Annotated in this window: 14 protein-coding genes and 1 pseudogene; 9 read left to right on the top strand and 6 right to left on the bottom strand. The window is 70.9% G+C overall.

What is annotated here, in order from left to right; genetic code table 11:
• Window positions 1–74: 74 nt before the first annotated feature.
• The 3 genes from DVS28_RS04410 (at window position 75) to DVS28_RS04400 (ending at window position 2323) form a co-directional block, all read left to right on the top strand.
• A complete protein-coding gene (locus DVS28_RS04410; protein WP_114590380.1) occupies window positions 75–1007 on the top strand; it encodes an AurF N-oxygenase family protein in 933 nt (310 codons plus the stop codon).
• Window positions 1008–1107: 100 nt separating this feature from the next.
• Window positions 1108–1668 carry an ATP-dependent dethiobiotin synthetase BioD gene (gene bioD / locus DVS28_RS04405; protein ID WP_114590379.1) on the top strand — a complete coding sequence of 187 codons (561 nt, stop codon included), beginning with the start codon at window positions 1108–1110 and terminating at the stop codon, window positions 1666–1668.
• A gap of 7 nt (window positions 1669–1675) precedes the next feature.
• Window positions 1676–2323 (top strand): class I SAM-dependent methyltransferase, encoded by a 648-nt coding sequence (locus DVS28_RS04400; protein ID WP_114590378.1) that lies wholly within the window; start codon window positions 1676–1678, stop codon window positions 2321–2323.
• Between the two features lie 154 nt (window positions 2324–2477).
• On the opposite strand, the gene paaK is transcribed toward DVS28_RS04400, so the two are convergent.
• Window positions 2478–3773 (bottom strand): phenylacetate--CoA ligase PaaK, encoded by a 1296-nt coding sequence (gene paaK, locus DVS28_RS04395; protein WP_114590377.1) that lies wholly within the window; start codon window positions 3771–3773, stop codon window positions 2478–2480.
• A gap of 156 nt (window positions 3774–3929) precedes the next feature.
• Here paaK and DVS28_RS04390 point away from each other — a divergent pair, with 156 nt between their 5' ends.
• The 3 genes from DVS28_RS04390 to DVS28_RS04375 are packed head-to-tail and all read left to right on the top strand — an operon-like array spanning window position 3930 to window position 5905.
• A complete protein-coding gene (locus DVS28_RS04390) occupies window positions 3930–4379 on the top strand; it encodes a VOC family protein (RefSeq protein ID WP_114590376.1) in 450 nt (149 codons plus the stop codon).
• A complete protein-coding gene (locus tag DVS28_RS04385; RefSeq protein ID WP_216826388.1) occupies window positions 4380–5348 on the top strand; it encodes a pyridoxamine 5'-phosphate oxidase family protein in 969 nt (322 codons plus the stop codon).
• Window positions 5345–5905, top strand: a complete 561-nt coding sequence (locus tag DVS28_RS04375) for a CGNR zinc finger domain-containing protein (RefSeq protein WP_216826387.1) — start codon at window positions 5345–5347, stop codon at window positions 5903–5905. The genes DVS28_RS04385 and DVS28_RS04375 overlap by 4 nt, the downstream gene beginning before the upstream one ends.
• Window positions 5906–6071: 166 nt before the next feature.
• Here the strand turns inward: DVS28_RS04375 and DVS28_RS04370 are convergent, their stop codons facing one another.
• From DVS28_RS04370 to DVS28_RS04350, 5 genes are all read right to left on the bottom strand, one after another.
• Window positions 6072–8447 carry a cell wall-binding repeat-containing protein gene (locus DVS28_RS04370; protein WP_114590375.1) on the bottom strand — a complete coding sequence of 792 codons (2376 nt, stop codon included), beginning with the start codon at window positions 8445–8447 and terminating at the stop codon, window positions 6072–6074.
• Window positions 8448–8549: 102 nt separating this feature from the next.
• Complete coding sequence (gene ileS / locus DVS28_RS04365) at window positions 8550–11741, bottom strand: isoleucine--tRNA ligase (protein ID WP_114590374.1); 3192 nt, start codon at window positions 11739–11741, stop codon at window positions 8550–8552.
• A gap of 284 nt (window positions 11742–12025) precedes the next feature.
• Window positions 12026–13855 (bottom strand): ABC transporter ATP-binding protein, encoded by a 1830-nt coding sequence (locus DVS28_RS04360; protein WP_114590373.1) that lies wholly within the window; start codon window positions 13853–13855, stop codon window positions 12026–12028.
• Window positions 13852–15828, bottom strand: a complete 1977-nt coding sequence (locus tag DVS28_RS04355) for an ABC transporter ATP-binding protein (RefSeq protein ID WP_216826386.1) — start codon at window positions 15826–15828, stop codon at window positions 13852–13854. The genes DVS28_RS04360 and DVS28_RS04355 overlap by 4 nt, the downstream gene beginning before the upstream one ends.
• 148 nt (window positions 15829–15976) lie before the next feature.
• Window positions 15977–16666: a TetR/AcrR family transcriptional regulator gene (locus tag DVS28_RS04350; RefSeq protein WP_114593981.1), complete on the bottom strand. Its 690-nt coding sequence runs from the start codon at window positions 16664–16666 to the stop codon at window positions 15977–15979.
• Window positions 16667–16762: 96 nt separating this feature from the next.
• Between DVS28_RS04350 and DVS28_RS04345 the strand changes: the two genes are divergently transcribed.
• From DVS28_RS04345 to DVS28_RS04335, 3 genes and pseudogenes are all read left to right on the top strand, one after another.
• Window positions 16763–17923 carry a T3SS (YopN, CesT) and YbjN peptide-binding chaperone 1 gene (locus tag DVS28_RS04345; protein ID WP_164709916.1) on the top strand — a complete coding sequence of 387 codons (1161 nt, stop codon included), beginning with the start codon at window positions 16763–16765 and terminating at the stop codon, window positions 17921–17923.
• A gap of 200 nt (window positions 17924–18123) precedes the next feature.
• A pseudogene (locus DVS28_RS04340) lies at window positions 18124–18390 on the top strand (IS30 family transposase); the annotation flags it as partial.
• A 110-nt stretch (window positions 18391–18500) separates the two neighbouring features.
• On the top strand, window positions 18501–19730 hold the full coding sequence (locus DVS28_RS04335) for an IS256 family transposase (RefSeq protein ID WP_114590370.1): 1230 nt from the start codon (window positions 18501–18503) through the stop codon (window positions 19728–19730).
• Window positions 19731–19770: the final 40 nt, after the last annotated feature.

Genomic DNA, 19770 nt, shown 5'->3' with positions numbered 1-19770 from the left:
AACTTCGGCACTGGACGCACCAACCACCTATGTGCCATTGTTAAGTGGCACATGAATCAGTGGGAGGTAACACGATGACCGCCGTCGACACCGATCTCGACTACCGCACCAACGGCAAGCACCGCACCAGCGACCGCGAGACCACCGCCGAGCGGCTGCTGCGGTCGAGCGCCAAGCTGAGCTTCGACCCGAGCGTCGACATCGACTGGGACCGGCCGCACGAAGCGGGCAAGTGGTACATGCAGCCCGAGCGGCTGTCGCTGTACGGCACGCCCCTCTGGGAGGAGATGACCCCCGAGCAGCAGGTCGACCTGAGCCGGCACGAGGTCGCCAGCATCGCGGCGACGGGCATCTTCTTCGAGATGGTGCTGATGCGGATGCTGCTCAAGCACCTCGGCAAGCACGACGCACAGTCCAAGCACTTCCAGTACGGCCTGACCGAGGTCGCCGACGAGTGCCACCACTCCACGATGTTCGGCAGGATGATCGAGTGGCTCGGCGTCCCCAGCTACGGCCCGGGCAACAAGGTCCGGCGGTTGGCGGAGATCATGCAGACCCCCGTCATCAACGAGGCGATCGCCTTCGGCGGGACGTACTACGTCGAAGCCGTCCTCGACGCGATCCAGCGCGAGGGGGCGACCGACGAACGCGTGCAGGACATCTGCCGTCGGGTCTCCTACATCCACGTCGTGGAGGAGGCGCGGCACATGCGCTACGCCGACGAGGAGCTGGCCCGCACCATGGACGGGATGGGGTTCCTGGACCGGCAACGGACGCGCCTGCTGCTGCCGCTGGTCGCGACGGTGTGCAACGAGATCCTGATCCACCCGCGGGTGTACGCCAACGTCGGGCTGGACGTCGACCGGGCCAGGGCCGAGGCCGCTGCCAACCCGTACTGGCAGGAGACCATCCGCTGGGCTGCCCGCAAGCCGATGGGCATCTTCCGCGAGCAGGGGCTGCTGGACGGACCGGCGATCCTTGCGTGGAAGCGAATGGGCCTCGCCTGATCGGCCCGGGGGGCTGGGGGACGCGGTGAAGGGCGGCCGATAGCCTCGGCCGCTCCATGACTCCCCCTCCCCTCGACGTGTCCCCGGGCAGGCCGGTTCGGTGACGAACGGTGTGCTCGTCACGGGGACCGATGTGGGGGTCGGCACGACCACCGTCGCGGCGACACTCGTCGCGTCGCGGCCGGGCGCGATCCATGTCAGGCCGGTCCCGACCGGCACCGTGCAGGGTCGGACGCTGCCGCTGGGCCTTCCACCGGGCCTCGCGGCCCGTGATGTGGGCGCCCGTGTGGAGCGCGCCCACCTGCTGGCGCCCTTCAGCGGGCTGGACCTCGTCGTCGGGGAGGGTGCTGGTGGGCTGCTCGTCGAGCTCGGCACCGACGGGACGACCCTGGCCGACCTGGCTGCCGACCTGGAGCTTCCCCTGGTGCTGGTCACCCGTGCGACGGCGGGCGCGCTCAACCACACACGCCTGACGTTGGAGGCGTCGTGGGCACGGGGCCTGCGGGTCCTCGGCCTGGTGGTCAACGGCTACCCTTCCGATCCCGACTCGGCCACCACCACGACCCTGGCCGAGCTGGAACGGATGGCGCCCGTCATGGCTGTCCTTCCCCTCCTCGACCACCCGCCGGTGGCCGCTGACCTCCCCCGGATCGAGTGGTGAGCACCCCGTGAGCATCACCTGGCTGGACCCCATCGCCCCCGAGACGATGCCCGACGACGTCGTGGCGATGGGCGAGCGCCACCCCATGCGCACCGTCACCCACGCCGCCGCGGCGGAGGTCGGGGTGTGGCAGGGCGACACCCCCGGGATGGTCCAGCGCTGGTTCGACGAGCTCGCTGGCGAGTGGCACACCCACGCCTCCCCCGACCGCCTGCTGCCGCTGGTGGACGCCCTCGAGCGTGGCGGGCCGATCCCCGATCACGGGACCTGGCTGGAGCTCGGCTGTGGCGACGGCTGGATGACGTCGACCCTGGCCGAGCGGGCTCCACGGCTGATCGCCACGGACCTGTCGTGGGAGATGGTCCGCCGCGTGCCCACCGGGCCCACCCCGGTGCTGCAGGCCGACGCCGCCCACCTGCCCCTCGACGACCACGCCGTCACCGTGGCCGTGCTGGTGAACATGCTGCTGTTCCCCTGGGAGCTCGATCGCGTCATCGCCCCCGGCGGGGTGCTGGTCTGGTTGTCCTCCCGCGGCCCGGCGACCCCCATCCACCTCACCCCCGAACAGGTCGCCGCGGCCATGCCCGGCCGCTGGGGCGGCATGGCCGGCCAGCACGGCACCGGCATCTGGACCGTCCTGCGCCGCCTCGGCTGACCCCGCGTGTCGCCTGACGCGCACACGGGTCGACTGATCCGACACGCCTCGGATGCGTGTCGCCTGACGCGCACACGGGTCGACTGATCCGACACGCCTCGGATGTGTGTCGCCTGGTACGCACACGGGTCGGCTGATCCGACACGCAGGGCGGTCAGCGCTGGTCGATGACGCGGCGGGCCTTGCCGACGGACCGGTCCAGCGACTCGGGTGCCTGGACGTCGACGGCGACGGTGACGCCCACCCGGTGCTTGACGGCGGCGGCCAGCGACCGGGCGGCCTCGGCGGGGTCGCCCGTCCAGCCCTCGCGGCGCTCGACCCGCACGGTCAGGACGTCCAGCCGGTCGGGGCGCGTCAGGACGCACTCGAAGTGCGGGGCCAGGCCGTCGACGGCCAGCAGCAGCTCCTCGATCTGGGTCGGGAAGACGTTGACGCCCCGCAGGATCATCATGTCGTCGGAGCGGCCGGTGACCTTCTCCATCCGCCGCATCGTGCGGGCGGTGCCGGGCAGCAGCCGGGTCAGGTCGCGGGTGCGGTAGCGGATGATCGGGAGGGCCTGCTTGGTCAGCGACGTGAAGACCAGCTCGCCTTCCTCCCCGTCGGGCAGCACCTCACCGGTCTCGGGGTCGATGACCTCGGGGTAGAAGTGGTCCTCCCAGATGTGCAGCCCGTCCTTGGTGTCCACGCACTCCTGCGACACGCCGGGACCGATGACCTCCGACAGGCCGTAGATGTCGACGGCGTGCATGTCGAGGGCCTCCTCGATCTCGCCCCGCATCGCGTCGGTCCACGGCTCGGCGCCGAACACCCCGACCTTCAGCGAGGTCGAGCGCGGATCGACGCCCTGCACGCGCATCTCGTCGAGGATCGACAGCATGTAGGAGGGGGTGACCAGGATGACGTCGGGCTCGAAGTCGGTGATCAGCTGGACCTGCCGTTCGGTCATGCCGCCCGAGACCGGGATGACGGTGCACCCGAGGCGCTCGGCCCCGTAGTGCACGCCCAGCCCGCCGGTGAACAGGCCGTAGCCGTAGGCGACGTGGACCCGCATCCCCGGCCGTACCCCGGCGGCACGCAGCGAGCGGGCGACGACGTCGGCCCACATGTCCACGTCGTCTGCGGTGTAGCCCACCACCGTCGGTTGGCCCGTCGTGCCCGACGAGGCATGGATGCGGGCCACCTGCTCGGTCGGGACGGCGAACATGCCGAACGGATAGGCGTCGCGCAGGTCCTGCTTGGTGGTGAACGGGACGCGAGCGAGGTCGGCCAACGAGGTGATGTCGTCGGGGTGGACCCGTGCTTCGGCGAACGCCTGCCGGTAGTGGGGCACGTGGTCGTGGGCGTGACGAAGCGTCCAGCGCAGCCGCTCGAGCTGCAGCGCTCGCAGCTCCTCGATCGACGCGGTCTCGATCGGATCGAGCGAGGCGGGGTCGGGGGTCAGGTCCAGCAAGGGTCGGCTCCTCGTGGTGGGCGGACGCCGCAGCCTAGTCCTGCTGCCCCTTCGCCCCCGGGTTCTCGCACGAGCGTAACTAACCGGCTAGGATCGTTTTAGCGGTTATGTTCGGCCAGCACGGTCGACCGACACCCCGACCCACGAGGAGCACGCATGTCCACCGCACTCAGCACCGGCCACGTCGGCATCAACGTCAGCGACCTCGATCGCAGCATCGGCTTCTACACCGATGTCCTGACCCTGGACGTACTCGAGCGACACGACGACGACGGCCGCCGGTACGCCTACCTCGGTACCGAGGAGGTGTTGCTGCTGACGCTCTGGCAACAGGCCAGCGGCAGCTTCGATGCCGATCTCGCCGGCCTGCACCACCTGGCGTTCCTCGTCCCCGACGTGGACGCCGTCACCGCCGTGGAGTCACGGGTCCTCGGAGCAGGTGGGACCCTGGTCCACGACCGCCTGGTCGCCCACGACGAGGGCCGGGCCTCCGGAGGTGTGTTCTTCCGGGACCCCGACGGCACGCGGCTGGAGGTCTACACCAACAGCGGCCTGGAGGGCACCGCCCCCGCCAGCGACGACGGTCCCGCCTGCGGGTTCTTCTAGATGTCCGCCGCGCGCCACACCACGCCGATCATGGGGCACCGCTGGCATCCCGGGGAGGTGGCAGTCCAGGACCGGCTCGGCGCCACCGACGTTGCCTCCAGGATCGTCCGCTCCATCCACCCGGAGCTGCCCCAGGTCGCGGCGACGTTCCTGCGGGACCAACCGATGCTCGTGGTCGGCGCCGCGGACCCCGGCGGCTCCCTGTGGGCGTCGATCCTCGTGGGCCCTCCCGGCTTCATCCGTCCGACCAGCCGCACGTCGGTGGACGTGCGTGCGCTGCCGGCCTCGGGTGATCCGCTCCGCGCCGTGTTGAGCGAGGGGGATGCCCCCGTCGGCACGATCGCCATCGAGCTGTCCAGCCGTCGGCGGATTCGGCTGAACGGACGCAGCCGTCCGTCCACGTCGGGTGGGAACCACCGGGGCCTGACGATCGACCTGGAGGAGGTCTTCTCCAACTGTCCGAAGTACATCAGCGCGAGGACGGTCTCGGCAGCCCCGGACGCCCCGGCAGGGCAGGCCCGACGATCGGCGGACCTCACCGATGCGGACGTGTCGTTGATCCGAGGGGCCGACACGTTCTTCATCGCCACGAGCGACTCCGACGGCGGGGTCGATGCCTCCCATCGCGGGGGCCAGCCGGGATTCGTGCACGTCGACGGCCGCGAGATCACGTTCGGGGACTACACCGGCAACTCGATGTACATCACGCTGGGGAACCTCGAGGTGCAGCCGCGGGCCGGCCTGCTGTTCATCGACTTCGCGACGGGGGACACGCTGCAGGTCACCGGCACGGCCGCGGTCGACTTCGATCCGGCCCACGTCACGACGGGGGGTGCCCTGCGGATGATCCACCTGTCCGTCGACGAGGTGGTTCGCCAGCCCGGCGCGACCGGGCTGGCGTGGGGGCCTGCCGAGGCCAGTCGGTTCTCACCGGATCCCGCAGCGATCGGTGGCACGATCGACCCATGAGCTCGTTCCGCTGGATCGGCAACCATCCCGGCATCGACCTGGTCAACACCGTCGAGGCGCCCTCACCCGGAGCGCTGGTCGACCTGTTGCCCGACTGGACCTCGGTCCAGCGTTGGGCCGTCGAGGCACAGCTCGTGGAACGGTCGGTCGTCGGGGACGACGAAGCGGAGGGCGAACGCGCAGCGGCGGCGCACGCAACCGTCGTCGCGCTGCGGGACTCCCTCCGCGACGTCCTCGACGACAAGGCACCCAGCGACCATCTCGACGCCCACCTCGCTGCCGTCCCGGTTCGACTCACCACCGCGGCTGGCCCACCCTGGGTTGGGCCGCTGCCCGACGCAGACCCCCTCGACCTGGTGCTCGTGGCGACGGCGCTGGCCGTCGTGGAGGCGGCCGGGCTACCACGTGAGCGGGTCCGCACCTGTGCCAGCCACGACTGCGTGCTCCATTTCCACGACACCACCCGCGGCGGTGGACGGCGCTGGTGCGACATGGCGACCTGTGGGAACAGGGCCAAGCAGGCCGCGCACACCCGCCGTCAGCACGGCAGCGGATAGTCGCGTCCCGGCGGCGCCGGGGGTGTGTCGTCACCGTCGCACGGGGGTCGAGTGATCCGACACGCCCCAGAAGCGTGTCGGCACCGCCGCGGCAGGGTCGACTGATCCGACACGCCTAGGAAGCGTGTCGGCTCCGCCGCAGGGGGGTCGGCTGAGGCGACACGGGTCAGGCCAGGGCGCGGGCGACGGCGTCGAGGACGGTCGAGCTGACGGCGGACTCGCCGCCGAGGACGATCGCCCGGCGGATGCTCGTGGCGTTGGCGGTCAGCACGTCGGCGACGGGCCCGGGGAGGGTGTCTCGTCCGACGAGCAGCACGGGACCGGCGGCGCGCCGGCCCAGCACCGCACCAGCGGACAGGGCGTCGGCGAAGTCGTCGGCCCGGGCGATGCCCACGCGGGCGGGGCCGTCGAAGCCGAGGGTGGCGACGTCGGCCGACAGATCGCCGGACAGGCGGCCGTCGATGACCTCCTCGGCCTCGGGAGCAGCCGACGCCGCAGCGGCGCCGATGGCGGTCACCGACACGTCGGGGTGGCCGTCCAGCCAGCCCTGGGTTGCTGCCGGGACCGATCCGCCGTCAGTCAGCAGCATCACGGCGCCACGGTCGGCGGCCAGCGGGGCAGCAACGACAGCATCGGCGTACGTACCACCGTCGGCCAGCACGACCTCGTCGGCGTCCCCGATGGCCTCGGCGACCGCCACGGCAGTGCCGAAGCGGTCGGACCCGGCGTGGCGCTGCACGGTGACGCCGAGCGCGCGGACCTGCGCCTCCACCGCGGTCGACAGGGCGGCGGTACCGCCGAGGAGGTGCACCGTGCCGCCTTCCGCCAGGACCCGCTGGACCTCCGCCGCGGCCGCGGGGTGCAGCGCGTCGGGGCTCGACAGGAGGATCGGCGCATCGAGGGAGACCGCCAGCGGACCACCTGTGATGGCGTCGGCGAAGACGTCGGAGCGGGCCAGCACGACGGCGTCGGCCTCGCCGTCGGTGAAGGTGTCCCGCGACGCCTCGACCGCGGTCTCGATCCGGGAGGGACCGGCCAGGCGGTCCACCTGGGCGTCGAAGGGCCACACGTCGTTGGTCAACCGCACCGCCCAGAAGCCGCTGGCGGTGTCGGAGTACCAGATCTCGCCGCGCTCGGGCACGAACGCCGGGGCGGACATGGCGAAGGGCGCGCCGTCGAAGTTGAGGATCAACGAGGACGGGTTGGCCGGTGCGTTGAAGTAGGCGATCTCCTTCGGTGCGCGCGGGTCGCGGATGTCGAACACCCGCAGGCCCGAGCCGATCATCGAGCAGGCCACGATCTCCGGTTCGTCGCGCTGCGGCACGGCGCAGTAGTGGCCGGCGTAGCCCTGGTAGGGCCTGGTGGCTCCCGGGTCGTCGGCGAAGGAGGGACGAAGCGCCGGGTCGTGGACCTCCAGGCGGATGTCGGCGACGACCTCGGGGGCGGTCTCGTCGCTGATGTCGATGATGCGGCCGACGCCCGGCGCGAAGTCCAGCGGCGACAGGAACTCGGTGAAGTCCACGAACTCGTCGATCTCGACCAGGTACGGGTCACCGTCGATGATCACGGGGATGGCGGTCTGGGCGATGGAGCTGTGCGGCCAGCTGAGCTCCGACAGCAGCTCGGCCTGGGCCAGTGGCTCGCGGTCCTGGATGGCGCTGATGTCGTAGATGGCTATGCCGCCGTCGAGCTCGCCGGTGGTCGGGATCGGCCCGCTGCCGATGTCCAACGGCGTCATGTAGGCGCGGGTGCCGTCGTCGGAGATCTGGATGCCGTGGGAGTTGACCGGCAGGAACGCCACCGGCGTCGGCGTCGACGGGTCGGTCAGGTCGACGGCCACCACCGACGACAGGGCGGTGGAGGCGGTGTAGAAGGTCATGCCGTCGGGCGCGAACCCGGACTCGTGGCCGAAGAACCCGACGGGGGCCGACGCCTTCAGCTCCGGTTGGGTGCAGTCCTGGCTGACGTCGTAGACGTCGACGATGCCGGGGTAGGTCGCGGCCGTGCCGGTCACGGCGGCCAGCAGCCCGCGGGCCTGGTTCAGCTCCAGGGACTCGTGCGGTGACAGCATCGCCGGGGTCATCAGCTGGTCGGTCAGGACCGGTTCGGACGGGTCGGTCATGTCCAGGACGAGGACGCCGACGCCGGTGCTGGACTGGACCAGCAGGTCGAGCCCGAAGATCAGGGTGGAGTCGTAGTAGGCGCACTCCTGGCCCTGCGCGTCGACGTAGCGGTGGACCTTGAACCCGCCGGTGGCCCCGTGGTGCCCGACCAGCTCGGTGTTGCAGGTGTAGGGGCTGTCGGCCCGACCGGAGTCGTAGTCGGCGGCCGGCACTCGGCCCTGCTCGGCGGTCTCGGGGGCGCTGCCCGGCCCGCAGTCGGCGCGCGGGACGCCCGGCAGCTCCGAGGACTGGCCGGTGACCGGGCTGCCCCATGGCGCGAAGGCCAGCCCCGCGGCGAGGACGAGCACGACGACGGCGAGCCCCCGACGGTGCGGTGCCCCGTGGGCGGTGGCGGTTCGGGGTTCGGCGAACACGGGCATGGCGGGTCCTTCGACTGCGGGTCCCCTCGGCTCGGGGACCGGCAGCGGTTCTACCACGCGCGAGGTTCCATCACCCCAGGGTGATCTCACTCCAGCGTGATCTCACCCCAGCGTGATCCTGACGTCGTCGTCACCCAGCTGTCCGTCGAGGTCGCCGTGCAGCTCGGTCGCCAGCGTCTCGGCGGCGATCATGTCGCGGTGGACGTCCAGGGCGTCGCTACGGCCCGGCGGGACGGTCAGCGACAGCACGATCCGGTCCGACACGTGCAGGTCGGCGTCACGGCGGGCGTCGGCGACCTTGCGGATGACGTCGCGGGCCCAGCCCTCGGCCTCGAGCTCCGGCGTGACCGTCGTGTCCAGCAGCACGAAGCCGCCCGGCCCATCACCCACCGCCGGGATCTGACCGACGACCGAATGGTCCCCGGAGCCCTCGACCACGGTCGTGAGCTCGTACTCGGCCGGGTCCAGGGCGACCCCGCCGCACACGACCGCGTCGCCGTCGACGGACCAGTCGCCGGTCTTGGAGGCCTTGATGACGCCCTGCACGTCCTTGCCCAACCGCGGGCCGGCCGCACGGGCGTTGACGGTCAGCTGCTGGCTGACCCCGACCCCGGCCGCCTCGGCCTCGGCGATGGAGACCAGCCGGACGTCCTTGACGTTGACCTCGTCGGCAAGCAGTCCGACGTAGGGCTGCAGCGCTGCGGGATCCTCCACCGCCACGGTGAGGGTGGACAGTGGCAGGCGCACGCGCAGGCCGGCAGCGGTTCGCAGGCCCAGCACGGCCGAGGCTGCTGCCCGGATGCCGTCCATGCCGGCGACCAGCGCGTGGTCGCTGGGCAGCTCGTCGGGCATCGGCCAGTCGGTGAGGTGGACCGAGCGCTCGCCGGTCAGGCCACGCCACACCTCCTCCGCCACCAGCGGCAGCAGCGGCGCGGCCAAGCGACACAGCACCTCCAGCACCGTGTGGAGGGTGTCGACGGCAGCCTGCCCCTCCGGCGTCTCGGCGTTCCAGAACCGGTCGCGCGACCGGCGGACGTACCAGTTGGTGACGCTGTCGAGGGTGTCGCCGAATGTCGCGGTGGCCCCGGCGATGTCACCGGACTCCAGCGCCGACGTCATGCCTTCCACCGCCTCGCGGACCCGTGCCATCACGTAGCGGTCCAGCACATCCGTCGACGCGGTCGACACCGATCCGGAGGTCCCGGCCGCGCCGGCGTAGAGCTGCAGGAAGTACCAGGTGTTCCACAGCGGCAGCAGGACCTGGCGGACCGAGTCGCGGATGCCCTGCTCGGTCACGATCAGGTTTCCGCCGCGGAGGACGGGCGAGGACATGAGGAACCAGCGCATGGCGTCGGCGCCGTCGCGGTCGAACACCTCGCGCACGTCGGGATAGTTCTTCAGTGACTTGCTCATCTTGCGGCCGTCGTCGCCCAGCAGGATGCCGTGGGCCAGGCAGGTCGTGAACGCGGGGCGGTCGAACAGGGCCGTCGCCAGGACATGGAGGGTGTAGAACCAGCCGCGCGTCTGGCCGTTGTACTCAACGATGAAATCGCCCGGGTAGTGGTGCTCGAACCACTCGGCGTTCTCGAACGGGTAGTGGACCTGCGCGAACGGCATGGAACCGGACTCGAACCAGCAGTCCAGCACCTCCGGCACCCGGCGCATCGTCGACTGGCCCGTCGGGTCGTCGGGGTTGGGCCGGGTCAGCTCGTCGATCGCGGGCCGATGGAGGTCGGTCAGGCGGACCCCGAAGTCGGCCTCGAGCTCGTCCAGCGAGCCGTACACGTCGGTGCGGGGGTAGCGGGGGTCGTCGGACTGCCACACCGGGATCGGCGAACCCCAGTAGCGGTTGCGGCTGATCGACCAGTCCCGCGCCCCGGCCAGCCACTGGCCGAACGAGCCGTCCTTGATGTGGCCGGGCACCCAGTCGATGTCGGCGTTCAGCTCGACCATGCGGTCGCGGATCTTGGTGACCTCCACGAACCATGACGAGACGGCGCGGTAGATCAGCGGGTTGTCGCAGCGCCAGCAGTGCGGATAGGGGTGCTCGTAGGTCTCGTGGCGCACCAGCAGCCCGGCGTCGCGCAGCGCCCGGGTGATCGGCGTGTTGGCCTCGAACACGTGCATGCCCGCGAAGTCGCTGACCTCGGCGGTGAACAGGCCCTGGGAGTCGACGGGCACGACCGGCGTGATCCCGGCAGCGTCGGTGACCAGCTTGTCGTCCTCGCCGAACGCAGGGGCGATGTGGACCAGCCCGGTGCCGTCCTCGGCCGAGACGTAGTCGGCCGCCAGGACCTGGTGGGCGTTGTCCGCCCCGAGGAAGTACCCGAACGGCGGGGTGTAGCCACGACCCAGCAGGTCGGCGCCGGTCAGGCGGGCGACGACCGGCGGCTCCTCACCGAGCTCGCGGGCGTAGCGGGACACGGCGGCGTCGGCGAGGACCAGCTTCTGGCCGGCGAAGTCGCCCTCGGTGGGCTCGACGACGACGTAGTCCAGGTCGGGGTGGACGGCGGCGGCCAGGTTGGAGGGCAGGGTCCACGGGGTGGTGGTCCAGATCAGCGCGAGCGCGCCGTCCAGCTCGTCCCCCTCCTCCGACAACCGCAGACCGACCGTCACCGCCGGGTCCTGCCGCTGGCGGTAGGTGTCGTCCATCCGGGTCTCGGTGTTGGACAGCGGGGTCTCGCAGCGCCAGCAGTAGGCGAGGACGCGGAAGCCCTCGTAGACCAGCCCCTTGTCGTGGAGCGTCTTGAACGCCCACATCACCGACTCCATGTAGTCGGTGTCGAGGGTCTTGTAGTCGCCCTCGAAGTCGACCCAGCGGGCCTGGCGGGTGACGTAGTCCTCCCACTCGTCGGTGTAGCGCAGGACCGAGGTGCGGCAGGCGTCGTTGAACACCTCGATGCCCATGTCCTCGATCTCGGACTTGTGGGTGATCCCGAGCTGCTTCTCGGCCTCGACCTCCGCGGGCAGGCCGTGGCAGTCCCAGCCGAACCGCCGCTCGACCCGGCGGCCGGTCATGGTGCGGAACCGCGGGACGACGTCCTTGACGTAGCCGGTCAGCAGGTGGCCGTAGTGCGGCAGGCCGTTGGCGAACGGCGGGCCGTCGTAGAAGACGAACTCGTTGTCGCCGTTCTCACCGGCCGGGCGTGCCTCGACCGACGCCTCGAACGTGGCGTCGTCGGCCCAGTAGCGCAGCACCGCGGTCTCGATCTCGGGGAAGGAGGGCGCGGCGGGCACGGTGCCGCCGTGACGCGGGTAGGCGGCACGGGATGGCTGGAGAGCGGGAGCGGTCACGGCTGGGTCCTCGGGGCGTTGGTGCTGTGCCGAGGACGAGGGTCGACGCGCTCGTCGACCTCCGCGGTACCACCTCGTTTGTCACCGGCGAACGGCGACCACTCGTTGACGGCTGTGACGGGCCTGCCCGACCGGTTCTACTGGGCCGGGCGATCCGCTGGATCGTCCGGCCGTTCTTCCGGTGGCTCCCCGGTGATGGCCGGATCAACGCCGCTCGAGGACGAGAATAGCGTCGGCCGCCACCCCGCCAACCCGGCCGATCCGCCCGTCGGTGACGGCAGGGCTCAGGCCGACCGGGCGCTGGAGGTGCCGGCCTCCCAGGCACCGTGCATGCGGCTGTACAGCCCGCCGGCCTCGACCAGGTCGGCGTGCGGGCCGTCCTCGACGATGCGCCCGGCGTCGAACACGAGCACGCGGTCTGCCTGCTCGGCCGTGGACAGCCGATGGGCGATCGTCACCGTGGTCCGCCCGGCGGTCAGCCCGGCGAGCGCCCGCTGCAGCCGCATCTCCGCCGCCGGGTCGACGGCCGAGGTGGCCTCGTCGAGGACCAGCACGTCGGGGTCGGCGACGTAGGCGCGGGCCAGCGCCACGAGCTGGCGTTCGCCGGCCGACAGGGCGTCACCCCGTTCCCCGACGGGCGTGTCAAGGCCCTCGGGCAGGCTGGTGACCCAGTCGCCGAGGCCCAGCTCGTCGAAGGCCCGACGGACCTGCGCGACGGCGAGGTCGCCGTCGCCCATCAGCACGTTCTCGGTGATGGTGCCGGCGAACAGCATGCCGTCCTGCGGGACCATGACGACACGGGAGCGGAGGCTGCGGAACCGCACGTCGTCCAGCGGCACGCCACCCAGCAGGACAGCCCCGCCGGTGGGGTCCATCAGGCGGGTCAACAGCTTCGCGAAGGTGGTCTTGCCCGAGCCGGTCTCGCCGACGACGGCGATGCGCGTCTGTGGCTGGATGGTGACGTCGACGTCGAAGAGGACCTGCGTGGGCTCGTCGCCCTCGGCAGGCGGGTAGGCGAAGCCGACGTGGTCGAAGTGGATGCCGAGGGGACCCTCGGGCAGGTCGACGCCGTCGGGTCCCGGGTCGGCGACGTCGGGGGCGGTGTCGAGGATCTCGATCACCCGGCGCCAGCCGGCGATGGCGTTCTGGGCCTCGTTGACGGCCTCCCCGAAGGCCTGCACGGGTTCCACGAACAGCTGGGCGAGGAAGAGGAACGCCACGACGCGACCGACAGTGGTGACGTCGTTGACGGCGAGCACTGCACCGACGACGAGCACACCGGCGATGACCAGGGAGCTGAGCCGCTCGCCGACGCCGGAGAAGGTCGCCGACAGCCACCCCGCCTTGAGGGAGGCCTCCCGGTGGTCGGTGATCGCGTCGTCGAGCCGCTCGCGGACTCGGTCCTCCATGCCGTAGGCACGGATGACCTGGGCGCCCACGACGGTCTCGGCCAGGGTGCCGAGCAGGCGACCGACCCGGCGGCGGACCTCGAGGTAGGCGGCGTCGAGGCGGCCCTGGAACAGCTTGATGACGACCGCGATGACGGGCACGAGCACGACCACGACGAGGGCCAGCTGCCAGGTGAGGACGAGCATGACGGTCAGGGCCAGGGTGGCCTGCCCGAAGTTGATGATCAGCTGCAGGCCGGCCCACTGCATGAACCGCGAGATCTGGTCGATGTCGGTGGTGACGCGCGCGACAAGCACGCCGCGCTGTTCGCCTGCCTGGTGCAGCATCGACAGGTCGTGGATGTGGGCGAACGCGCGCCGGCGAAGGTTGGACAGCGCCTGCTCGGCGACGACCGCGAGCCGCAGGTTCATCATCCCGGTCGACAACGCGGTGAGGGCAACGGCGAGGGCGCCGAACAGCACCAAGTTGGTCACGATGCCCATGTCCACGGTGCCGGTCGACACGTCGAACCCGCGGTCGAGCACCTGCTGGACCAGGACGGGCACCACGACCCGGCCGGCGGTCGAGCCGAGCGCCAGCAGGCCGGTGACACCGAGTCCCACACGCAGCTCGGGTGACAGGGCGAGGCCACGGCGGATGGTCTCCATCGCGCCGAGCTCGGTTGCCTTGGCGGCCACGTCGGGAGCTCCGGTGTCGGTGCTCATCGCCTTGCTCCGCTGTGGTCGGTCGGAACACGGGTGTCGGTCGGAACACGGGTGTCGGTCGGGACACGGGTACCGGTCCGGACCGGCTTGCCGGAGTCGTAGGCGTCGATCAGGTCGCGGTAGCCGGGCTGGCTCGCGTACAGCTCGTCGTGGTTGCCACGACCGGCCACACGACCGGCCTCGACGTAGACGACCTCGTCGGCAAGGGCGATGGAGGAGCGGCGGTAGGCGACCAGCACGACGGTGGTGTCCAGCGCCGACAGGCCGCGGAGGATCGCGGACTCCACGCTGGGATCGACCGCCGACGTGGCGTCGTCGAGGATGAGCAGGCGAGGGCGACGCAGCAGCGCCCTGGCCAGGGCGATCCGTTGCCGCTGCCCCCCGGACAAGGAGGCCCCCCGCTCCCCCAGCTGGGTGCGGTAGCCGTCGGGCAGGTCGGCGATGAAACCGTCGGCCTGCGCCAGCTCGGCTGCCCACCGCACGTCGTCCTCGGCCATCGGCTCGCCGAGGGTGAGGTTGCCCATGACGTCGTCGTCGAACAGGAACGCCTCCTGGAAGACGAGCGCGACGTTGTCGGCAAGCGCTGCACGCTGGAGGTCCGCGAGGGGCCGGTCGTCCAGCGCGATCCGTCCCTCGTCGGGGTCGAACAGGCGCGCCAGCAGGTGGGCGATGGTGGTCTTGCCCGACCCGGTGGGGCCGACGACGGCGACGGTGGAGCCGGCGGGGACGTCGAGGTCGATGGCACGAAGGCCACGCGTCTGGTCGACGACCGCCGGTTCGACGGGGCCTGTCTCGGGCCACGCGGTCGCGATCGGCTCGACGACGGGGCCGCGGGACAGGTCCTGGTAGGCCCCCTCGGGGTGGCGGTAGGCCACGTCATGGACGGTGGCACGGGCGCCGGTCGCGTCGGGCGTCGCCGCAGGGACGTCGGTGCCGTAGTCGACCCGGTCGGTGGTGTCGAGCACGGCATCGATGCGTTCCATGCCGACCACTGCGCGGGGCAGCTCGCCGAGCAGCCAACCGAAGACCCGCATCGGCAGCGCGACCAGCCGGAAGAGGTAGGCGAACGTCACGAGGTCACCGGCGGTGATGGCGCCGCTCGCCGCACGCTGGGCGCCGACGAAGAGGACGAGGAGGATGCCGATGCTCGGCAGCGCCTCCATCACGGGGTCGAAGACCGCGCGGAGCCGGCCGACCTGGATCATCCGGTCGCGCAGGGCATCGCTGCGGACCCCGAAGCGTTCGGCCTCGGCATCCTCCCGGCCGAGGGTCTTGACGACCAAGGCCGCGTCGAAGGACTCGTGGGCGGTCTCCGACACCCGGGCACGCAGCCGCTGGGCATCGGCGGCGACGACACGCATCTTCCGCTGGTACACGTAGTTGGCGACACCGAGGAGGGGACCGACCGCGAAGCCGACGAACGCCAGGAACGGGTCGGTGGACACCAGCAGCGCAGCGGTGACGACGAGCATGACGATCACGCCGACCGCCATCGGCAGCGGCGCGGCGATGAAGGACGCGGCCTCGACGTCGTCGTTGACGTTGGCGAGCAGCTGGCCGGTCGGGTGACGGCGGTGCCAGGCGATCGGCAGCTCGAGGTACCGGTCGGTCACCTCGCGCCGGTCGCGCTGCTGCAGGCGGAACTGGGCGGCGTAGGCCCCGCCCCGGCGCAACGCGATGCCGACGGCGCGGACCATGGACACGCCGATGACCGCGATGGCGGCGACGGCCAGGGACGCCGTCCCGATCGATCCGGCCTCCACGGCGGGGAACAGGACGGTGTCGGTGACCCAGCCGATGACGACGGAGGACACGACGGTGGCACCGGCGTAGAAGGTCGTGCCCAGCATGCCCAGCGCGAACTGCTTCGGGGCACGCTTGAGCTGGCGGACGATCAAGCGCCAGCCAGCACCGGCGAGGTGGGCACCGCCCATCTCGGCGCGCTGCACCACGGCGGCTTGATTCGCGCTCACGCACCGACCCTTTCGTCGTCTCCGGCGGCAACGAGCGGACCCGCATCGGCGTGCGCGGATCCGCTCGACCCCCATACTGATCGGTCGCCCGACCCTCTGCAGTGGCCGAAACAGGGTCCACTTCGCGGCCCACTGGGCCGGCGAGCGGTCACGAGCGGCCGGCGACCCGCCGCCCGAGGCCATCGAGCACGAGGTCGAGACCCCAGTCGAACTCCTCGGCGAAGCTGTAGCCCGGCTGCAGGACGTGCGCCGTCGCCAGCTCGACGAGGTGGGGATGGGAGTCTCGGTCCATGGGTGAGAGGATCTCGTCGATGGCGTCGCGTGCCCCTTCCCCGTCGGTGGCATCGAACGGCAGCGCGGCCTCGGTCAGGACGAACCCGTAGACGTAGGCGTCCACGACCGAGACGGCATGGGCGGCCATCGCGATGTCGAAGCCGTTCTCCCGGTACGCGCCGATCACTGCGTCGTGGTGGCGCAGCGTTGCCGGTCCGGGCGACCGTCGTGACTCGAGCAGCGGGACCGCCCACGGGTGGGCGATGAGTACCCGTCGGGCCGACCGCGCGCGCAGGCGGGCCGCCTCCTTCCACCCCAGCGCCGGGGACGGCAGCTCGATCTCGGCGAAGACCACGTCGACCATGCCGTCCACCACCTCCTCCTTGTTGGCCAGGTGGTGGTACAGCGACATCGGCTTGGCGCCGACGGCGTCCGCCAGCCGACGCATGGTGACGGCCTCGATCCCCTGGGCGTCGGCGAGCGCGATGGCGGCGTCGAGCACCCGTTCGCGGGAGAGCACCGGTCGAGCGGGCACCGGTCGGGCAGGGGTGTCGCGAGCAGCCATCAGCGATCGACCGTACACCGTACGACGAGGCGGATCCGTGTCGTCGGGCAGCGGCCGGGACCTCGGCGAGAGCGCGACCGTGCACACTGGGTGACCATGCCTCCCGTTGATCTGCACCTGGACGTCGACGAGCTCGTGGACGTCGCACAGCGGGTGTCGACCTTCTGCGACGACGACGAGGGCTGGCCGCTCGGCCACGTGCTGCTGACCTCCCACGCGGGCCGACGTCGGTGGATCGGCGGCAGCAGCAACGTGTACGTGATGCTCGACACCGTCGAGGGCGGCCCGATGCCCAAGGCGCTGCTCTCCCCACGGCTGCTGCCGATGCCGTCGTTGGTCAGCGAGCTGGAGGTCGACAGCGTTCGCCTGTCGCTGCCCGCCCCCGACGAGGACGGGTTGTGCACCGGCGCGGTGGAGCTGACGGTCGGCCCCATGCGTGTCGTGCAGCCGGCGGGGGTCGGCTTCTACCCCGACGTCACCGACACCCTCCACACCGACAAGCACGCCCGTGCCCGGACCTCCACGGTGGCGTTGCTGGCCGTGGTCGAGCAGATCCGGACCGTGCCCGGCGGCCTGGAGCTCGGCCCGGACTACCCGCCGCCGCTGGCCTGGTTCATCGCCGAGCCCGGACGGGTCGGCGTCCGGGTCGACTGGCCCGGCGTCGGTCGCGCGGAGGCGTTCGTGGACGCCGAGGTCGAGGGTGCCGCCCGCATGACCGTGCCGCTGGGGCTGCTCGAGCGGCTGCTGCAGACTGCCACGGACCCCGAGATCGAGCTGTTCCTGCCCATCCAGGAGGCCAGCTGGCTGGTCATGCGCCAGGCCGGCTGGACCGGTGGCGTGGCCCGCTTCCGTCCGTTCCCGACCACCTCGGAGCTGCAGACCCGCCTCCAGCTGTGGCTCGAGGACGACTTCGGCCAGGGCGACGCGGGGCCCGACGACGACGGTGACCTGCCGATGCGGTTCGAGGAGCAGCGCCTGTTCCTGCGGGTGGCCGACGGCGAACCGCCCGTGGTGCAGGTGTTCGCGGTGCTCGGCGAGGGCGAGGAGGACGACGGCCTGCTGCTGAACACCATCAACGGGCTGAACGCCGACGTCCGCCACGCCCGGGTGTTCATCACCGGCGGGCAGATCCTCGTCGAGACCGACCTCGGCCACGACCTGAGCGTGGCCGACCTGCGCGAGGGCGCCCGCCGCATCGCCGACCTGGCCCGCATGCTCCCCGGCGTCCTGGCCATCCGCCAGCAACGCCTCCTCTGACCTCTCCCTCCCCCTGAGGTGTGTTGCCTCAGTCGCAGGGGGATCGACCGAACCGACACGCACCCGAGGCGTGTCGTCCCAGTCGCAGGGGGGTCGACCGAGCCGACACGCACCCGAGGCGTGTCGTCCCAGTCGCAGGGGGGTCGGGCAGCCTCAAGACTTCGTTGCAACACGACACTTCGAGGTGGAGGCGGTAGGTCATGGTGATGTCGAGGGCCAAGGGTGAGAAGCGGTGGCTGCGGTTGCCTGATGAGGTGCGGGCGGAGGTGATCCGTCGGGCACGAGCCGGTCAGGGCCGCCGGCAGATCCTTGAGGAGGTCGACATCTCCGTTGGCAGCTTCCTCAACGTGCTCAAGCCGTTCGGTGGGGTGTTGCGGGCAGAGCTTGCGACTGATCCCTCACCGCACCGGTTGTCGCTTGATGATCGGGTGGAGATCCGGTTGGGGATCGGTCGGGGCGAGACCTATGTTTGAGTCCCGGCAACAGGTGTAAGTCGGAGTTGGTTCCCCAGACGGTGTTGGCCACCGTGTGACTGTTCGTGAGGTCTTTCCACGGATCTCTCGAAAGGGGCCACACGATGGCCGACATTGATAATGACCTGCTGACCGACGCTGCGACGAACCTGCTGACCGAGGAGCACCGCAGCCTGTTTCGTGATCTGCTCCAGAACGCGTTGCAGACACTGATCGAGGAAGAGCTGACCGCCTCAATCGGGGCGGCGCTGCACGAGCGCACCGATGACCGGACGGGGCAGCGCAACGGCCACCGGCCACCCCGGACCCTGTCAACACCGGCTGGTGATGTGGAGCTGGCGATCCCCAAGGTTCGGGCCGGCAACTTCTACCCGTCGCTGCTGGAGCCGCGCCGCCGGGTGGACCAGGCCCTGTGGGCGGTGATCATGACCGCCTACGTCAAGGGCACCTCCACCCGCAAGGTCGACGACCTCGTCAAGGCACTCGGCGTGGACTCGGGCGTGTCGAAATCGACGGTGTCGCGGATCTGCAAGGAGATCGACGGGCACGTCGAGGCGTTCCGAGCCCGCACCCTGGCCCACACCGACTTCCCCTACGTGTTCTGCGACGCCACCTACGTCAAGGGCCGCGTCGGCCGCCACGTCGTGTCGCGCGCCATCGTCGTGGCGTTCGGCGTCGCCGCTGACGGCACCCGCGAAGTCCTCGGGCTGGACGTGGGCGACAGCGAGGACGAAGCGTTCTGGGGTGCCTTCCTCAGGAGCTTGAAGACCCGCGGACTCGGTGGTGTGCAGCTGGTCATCTCCGACGCCCACGAAGGGTTGAAGGCCGCCATCCGCCGGCACCTGCAGGGCGCGGCGTGGCAGCGTTGTCGGGTCCACTTCAACCGCAACGTCCTGGCCCGGGTCGGCAAGGCCCACGGCGAGATGGTCACCGCCATGATCCGCACCATCTACGCCCAGCCCGACCAGGCCGCCGTCACCGCCCAGCTCCGCGCCGTCGCCGACATGCTCACCGACCGGTTCCCCGCCGCGGCCCAGATGCTGCTTGACGCCGAACCCGATCTCACCGCGTTCGCGGCGTTCCCCAGGACCCACTGGCGCAGGGTGTGGTCAACCAATCCGCTGGAACGGGTCAACAAGGAGATCAAGCGCCGGTCCAACGTGGTGGGCATCTTCCCCGACGACAACTCCATCATCCGCCTCATCGGCGCCGTCCTGCTCGAGCAGCACGACGAATGGCAAGTCGCCGAACGCAGCTACTTCTCCGAGGAATCCATGAAGACCATCGCCGCCGACACCACCATCGAGGTGACAGCCACCACCACCGCGGCATAGCCTGCCAACAACTTCACGAACGGTGACCTTCTACTTCCAC

The sequence above is a fragment of the Euzebya pacifica genome, assembly GCF_003344865.1.
GTDB classification, from domain to species: Bacteria; Actinomycetota; Nitriliruptoria; order Euzebyales; family Euzebyaceae; genus Euzebya; species Euzebya pacifica.
Note: the sequence above shows the minus strand (reverse complement) of the source record. Positions and strands in the feature narration are given on the sequence as shown.

Bases quoted from the DNA above. Each gene is read 5' to 3' on its own strand.
- DVS28_RS04410 (WP_114590380.1), top strand. From the start codon at position 75: ATGACCGCCGTCGACACCGATCTCGACTACCGCACCAACGGCAAGCAC.
- DVS28_RS04390 (WP_114590376.1), top strand. From the start codon at position 3,930: ATGTCCACCGCACTCAGCACCGGCCACGTCGGCATCAACGTCAGCGAC.
- DVS28_RS04385 (WP_216826388.1), top strand. From the start codon at position 4,380: ATGTCCGCCGCGCGCCACACCACGCCGATCATGGGGCACCGCTGGCAT.
- DVS28_RS04375 (WP_216826387.1), top strand. From the start codon at position 5,345: ATGAGCTCGTTCCGCTGGATCGGCAACCATCCCGGCATCGACCTGGTC.
- DVS28_RS04370 (WP_114590375.1), bottom strand. From the start codon at position 8,447: ATGCCCGTGTTCGCCGAACCCCGAACCGCCACCGCCCACGGGGCACCG.
- DVS28_RS04360 (WP_114590373.1), bottom strand. From the start codon at position 13,855: ATGAGCACCGACACCGGAGCTCCCGACGTGGCCGCCAAGGCAACCGAG.
- DVS28_RS04350 (WP_114593981.1), bottom strand. From the start codon at position 16,666: ATGGCTGCTCGCGACACCCCTGCCCGACCGGTGCCCGCTCGACCGGTG.
- DVS28_RS04345 (WP_164709916.1), top strand. From the start codon at position 16,763: ATGCCTCCCGTTGATCTGCACCTGGACGTCGACGAGCTCGTGGACGTC.
- DVS28_RS04335 (WP_114590370.1), top strand. From the start codon at position 18,501: ATGGCCGACATTGATAATGACCTGCTGACCGACGCTGCGACGAACCTG.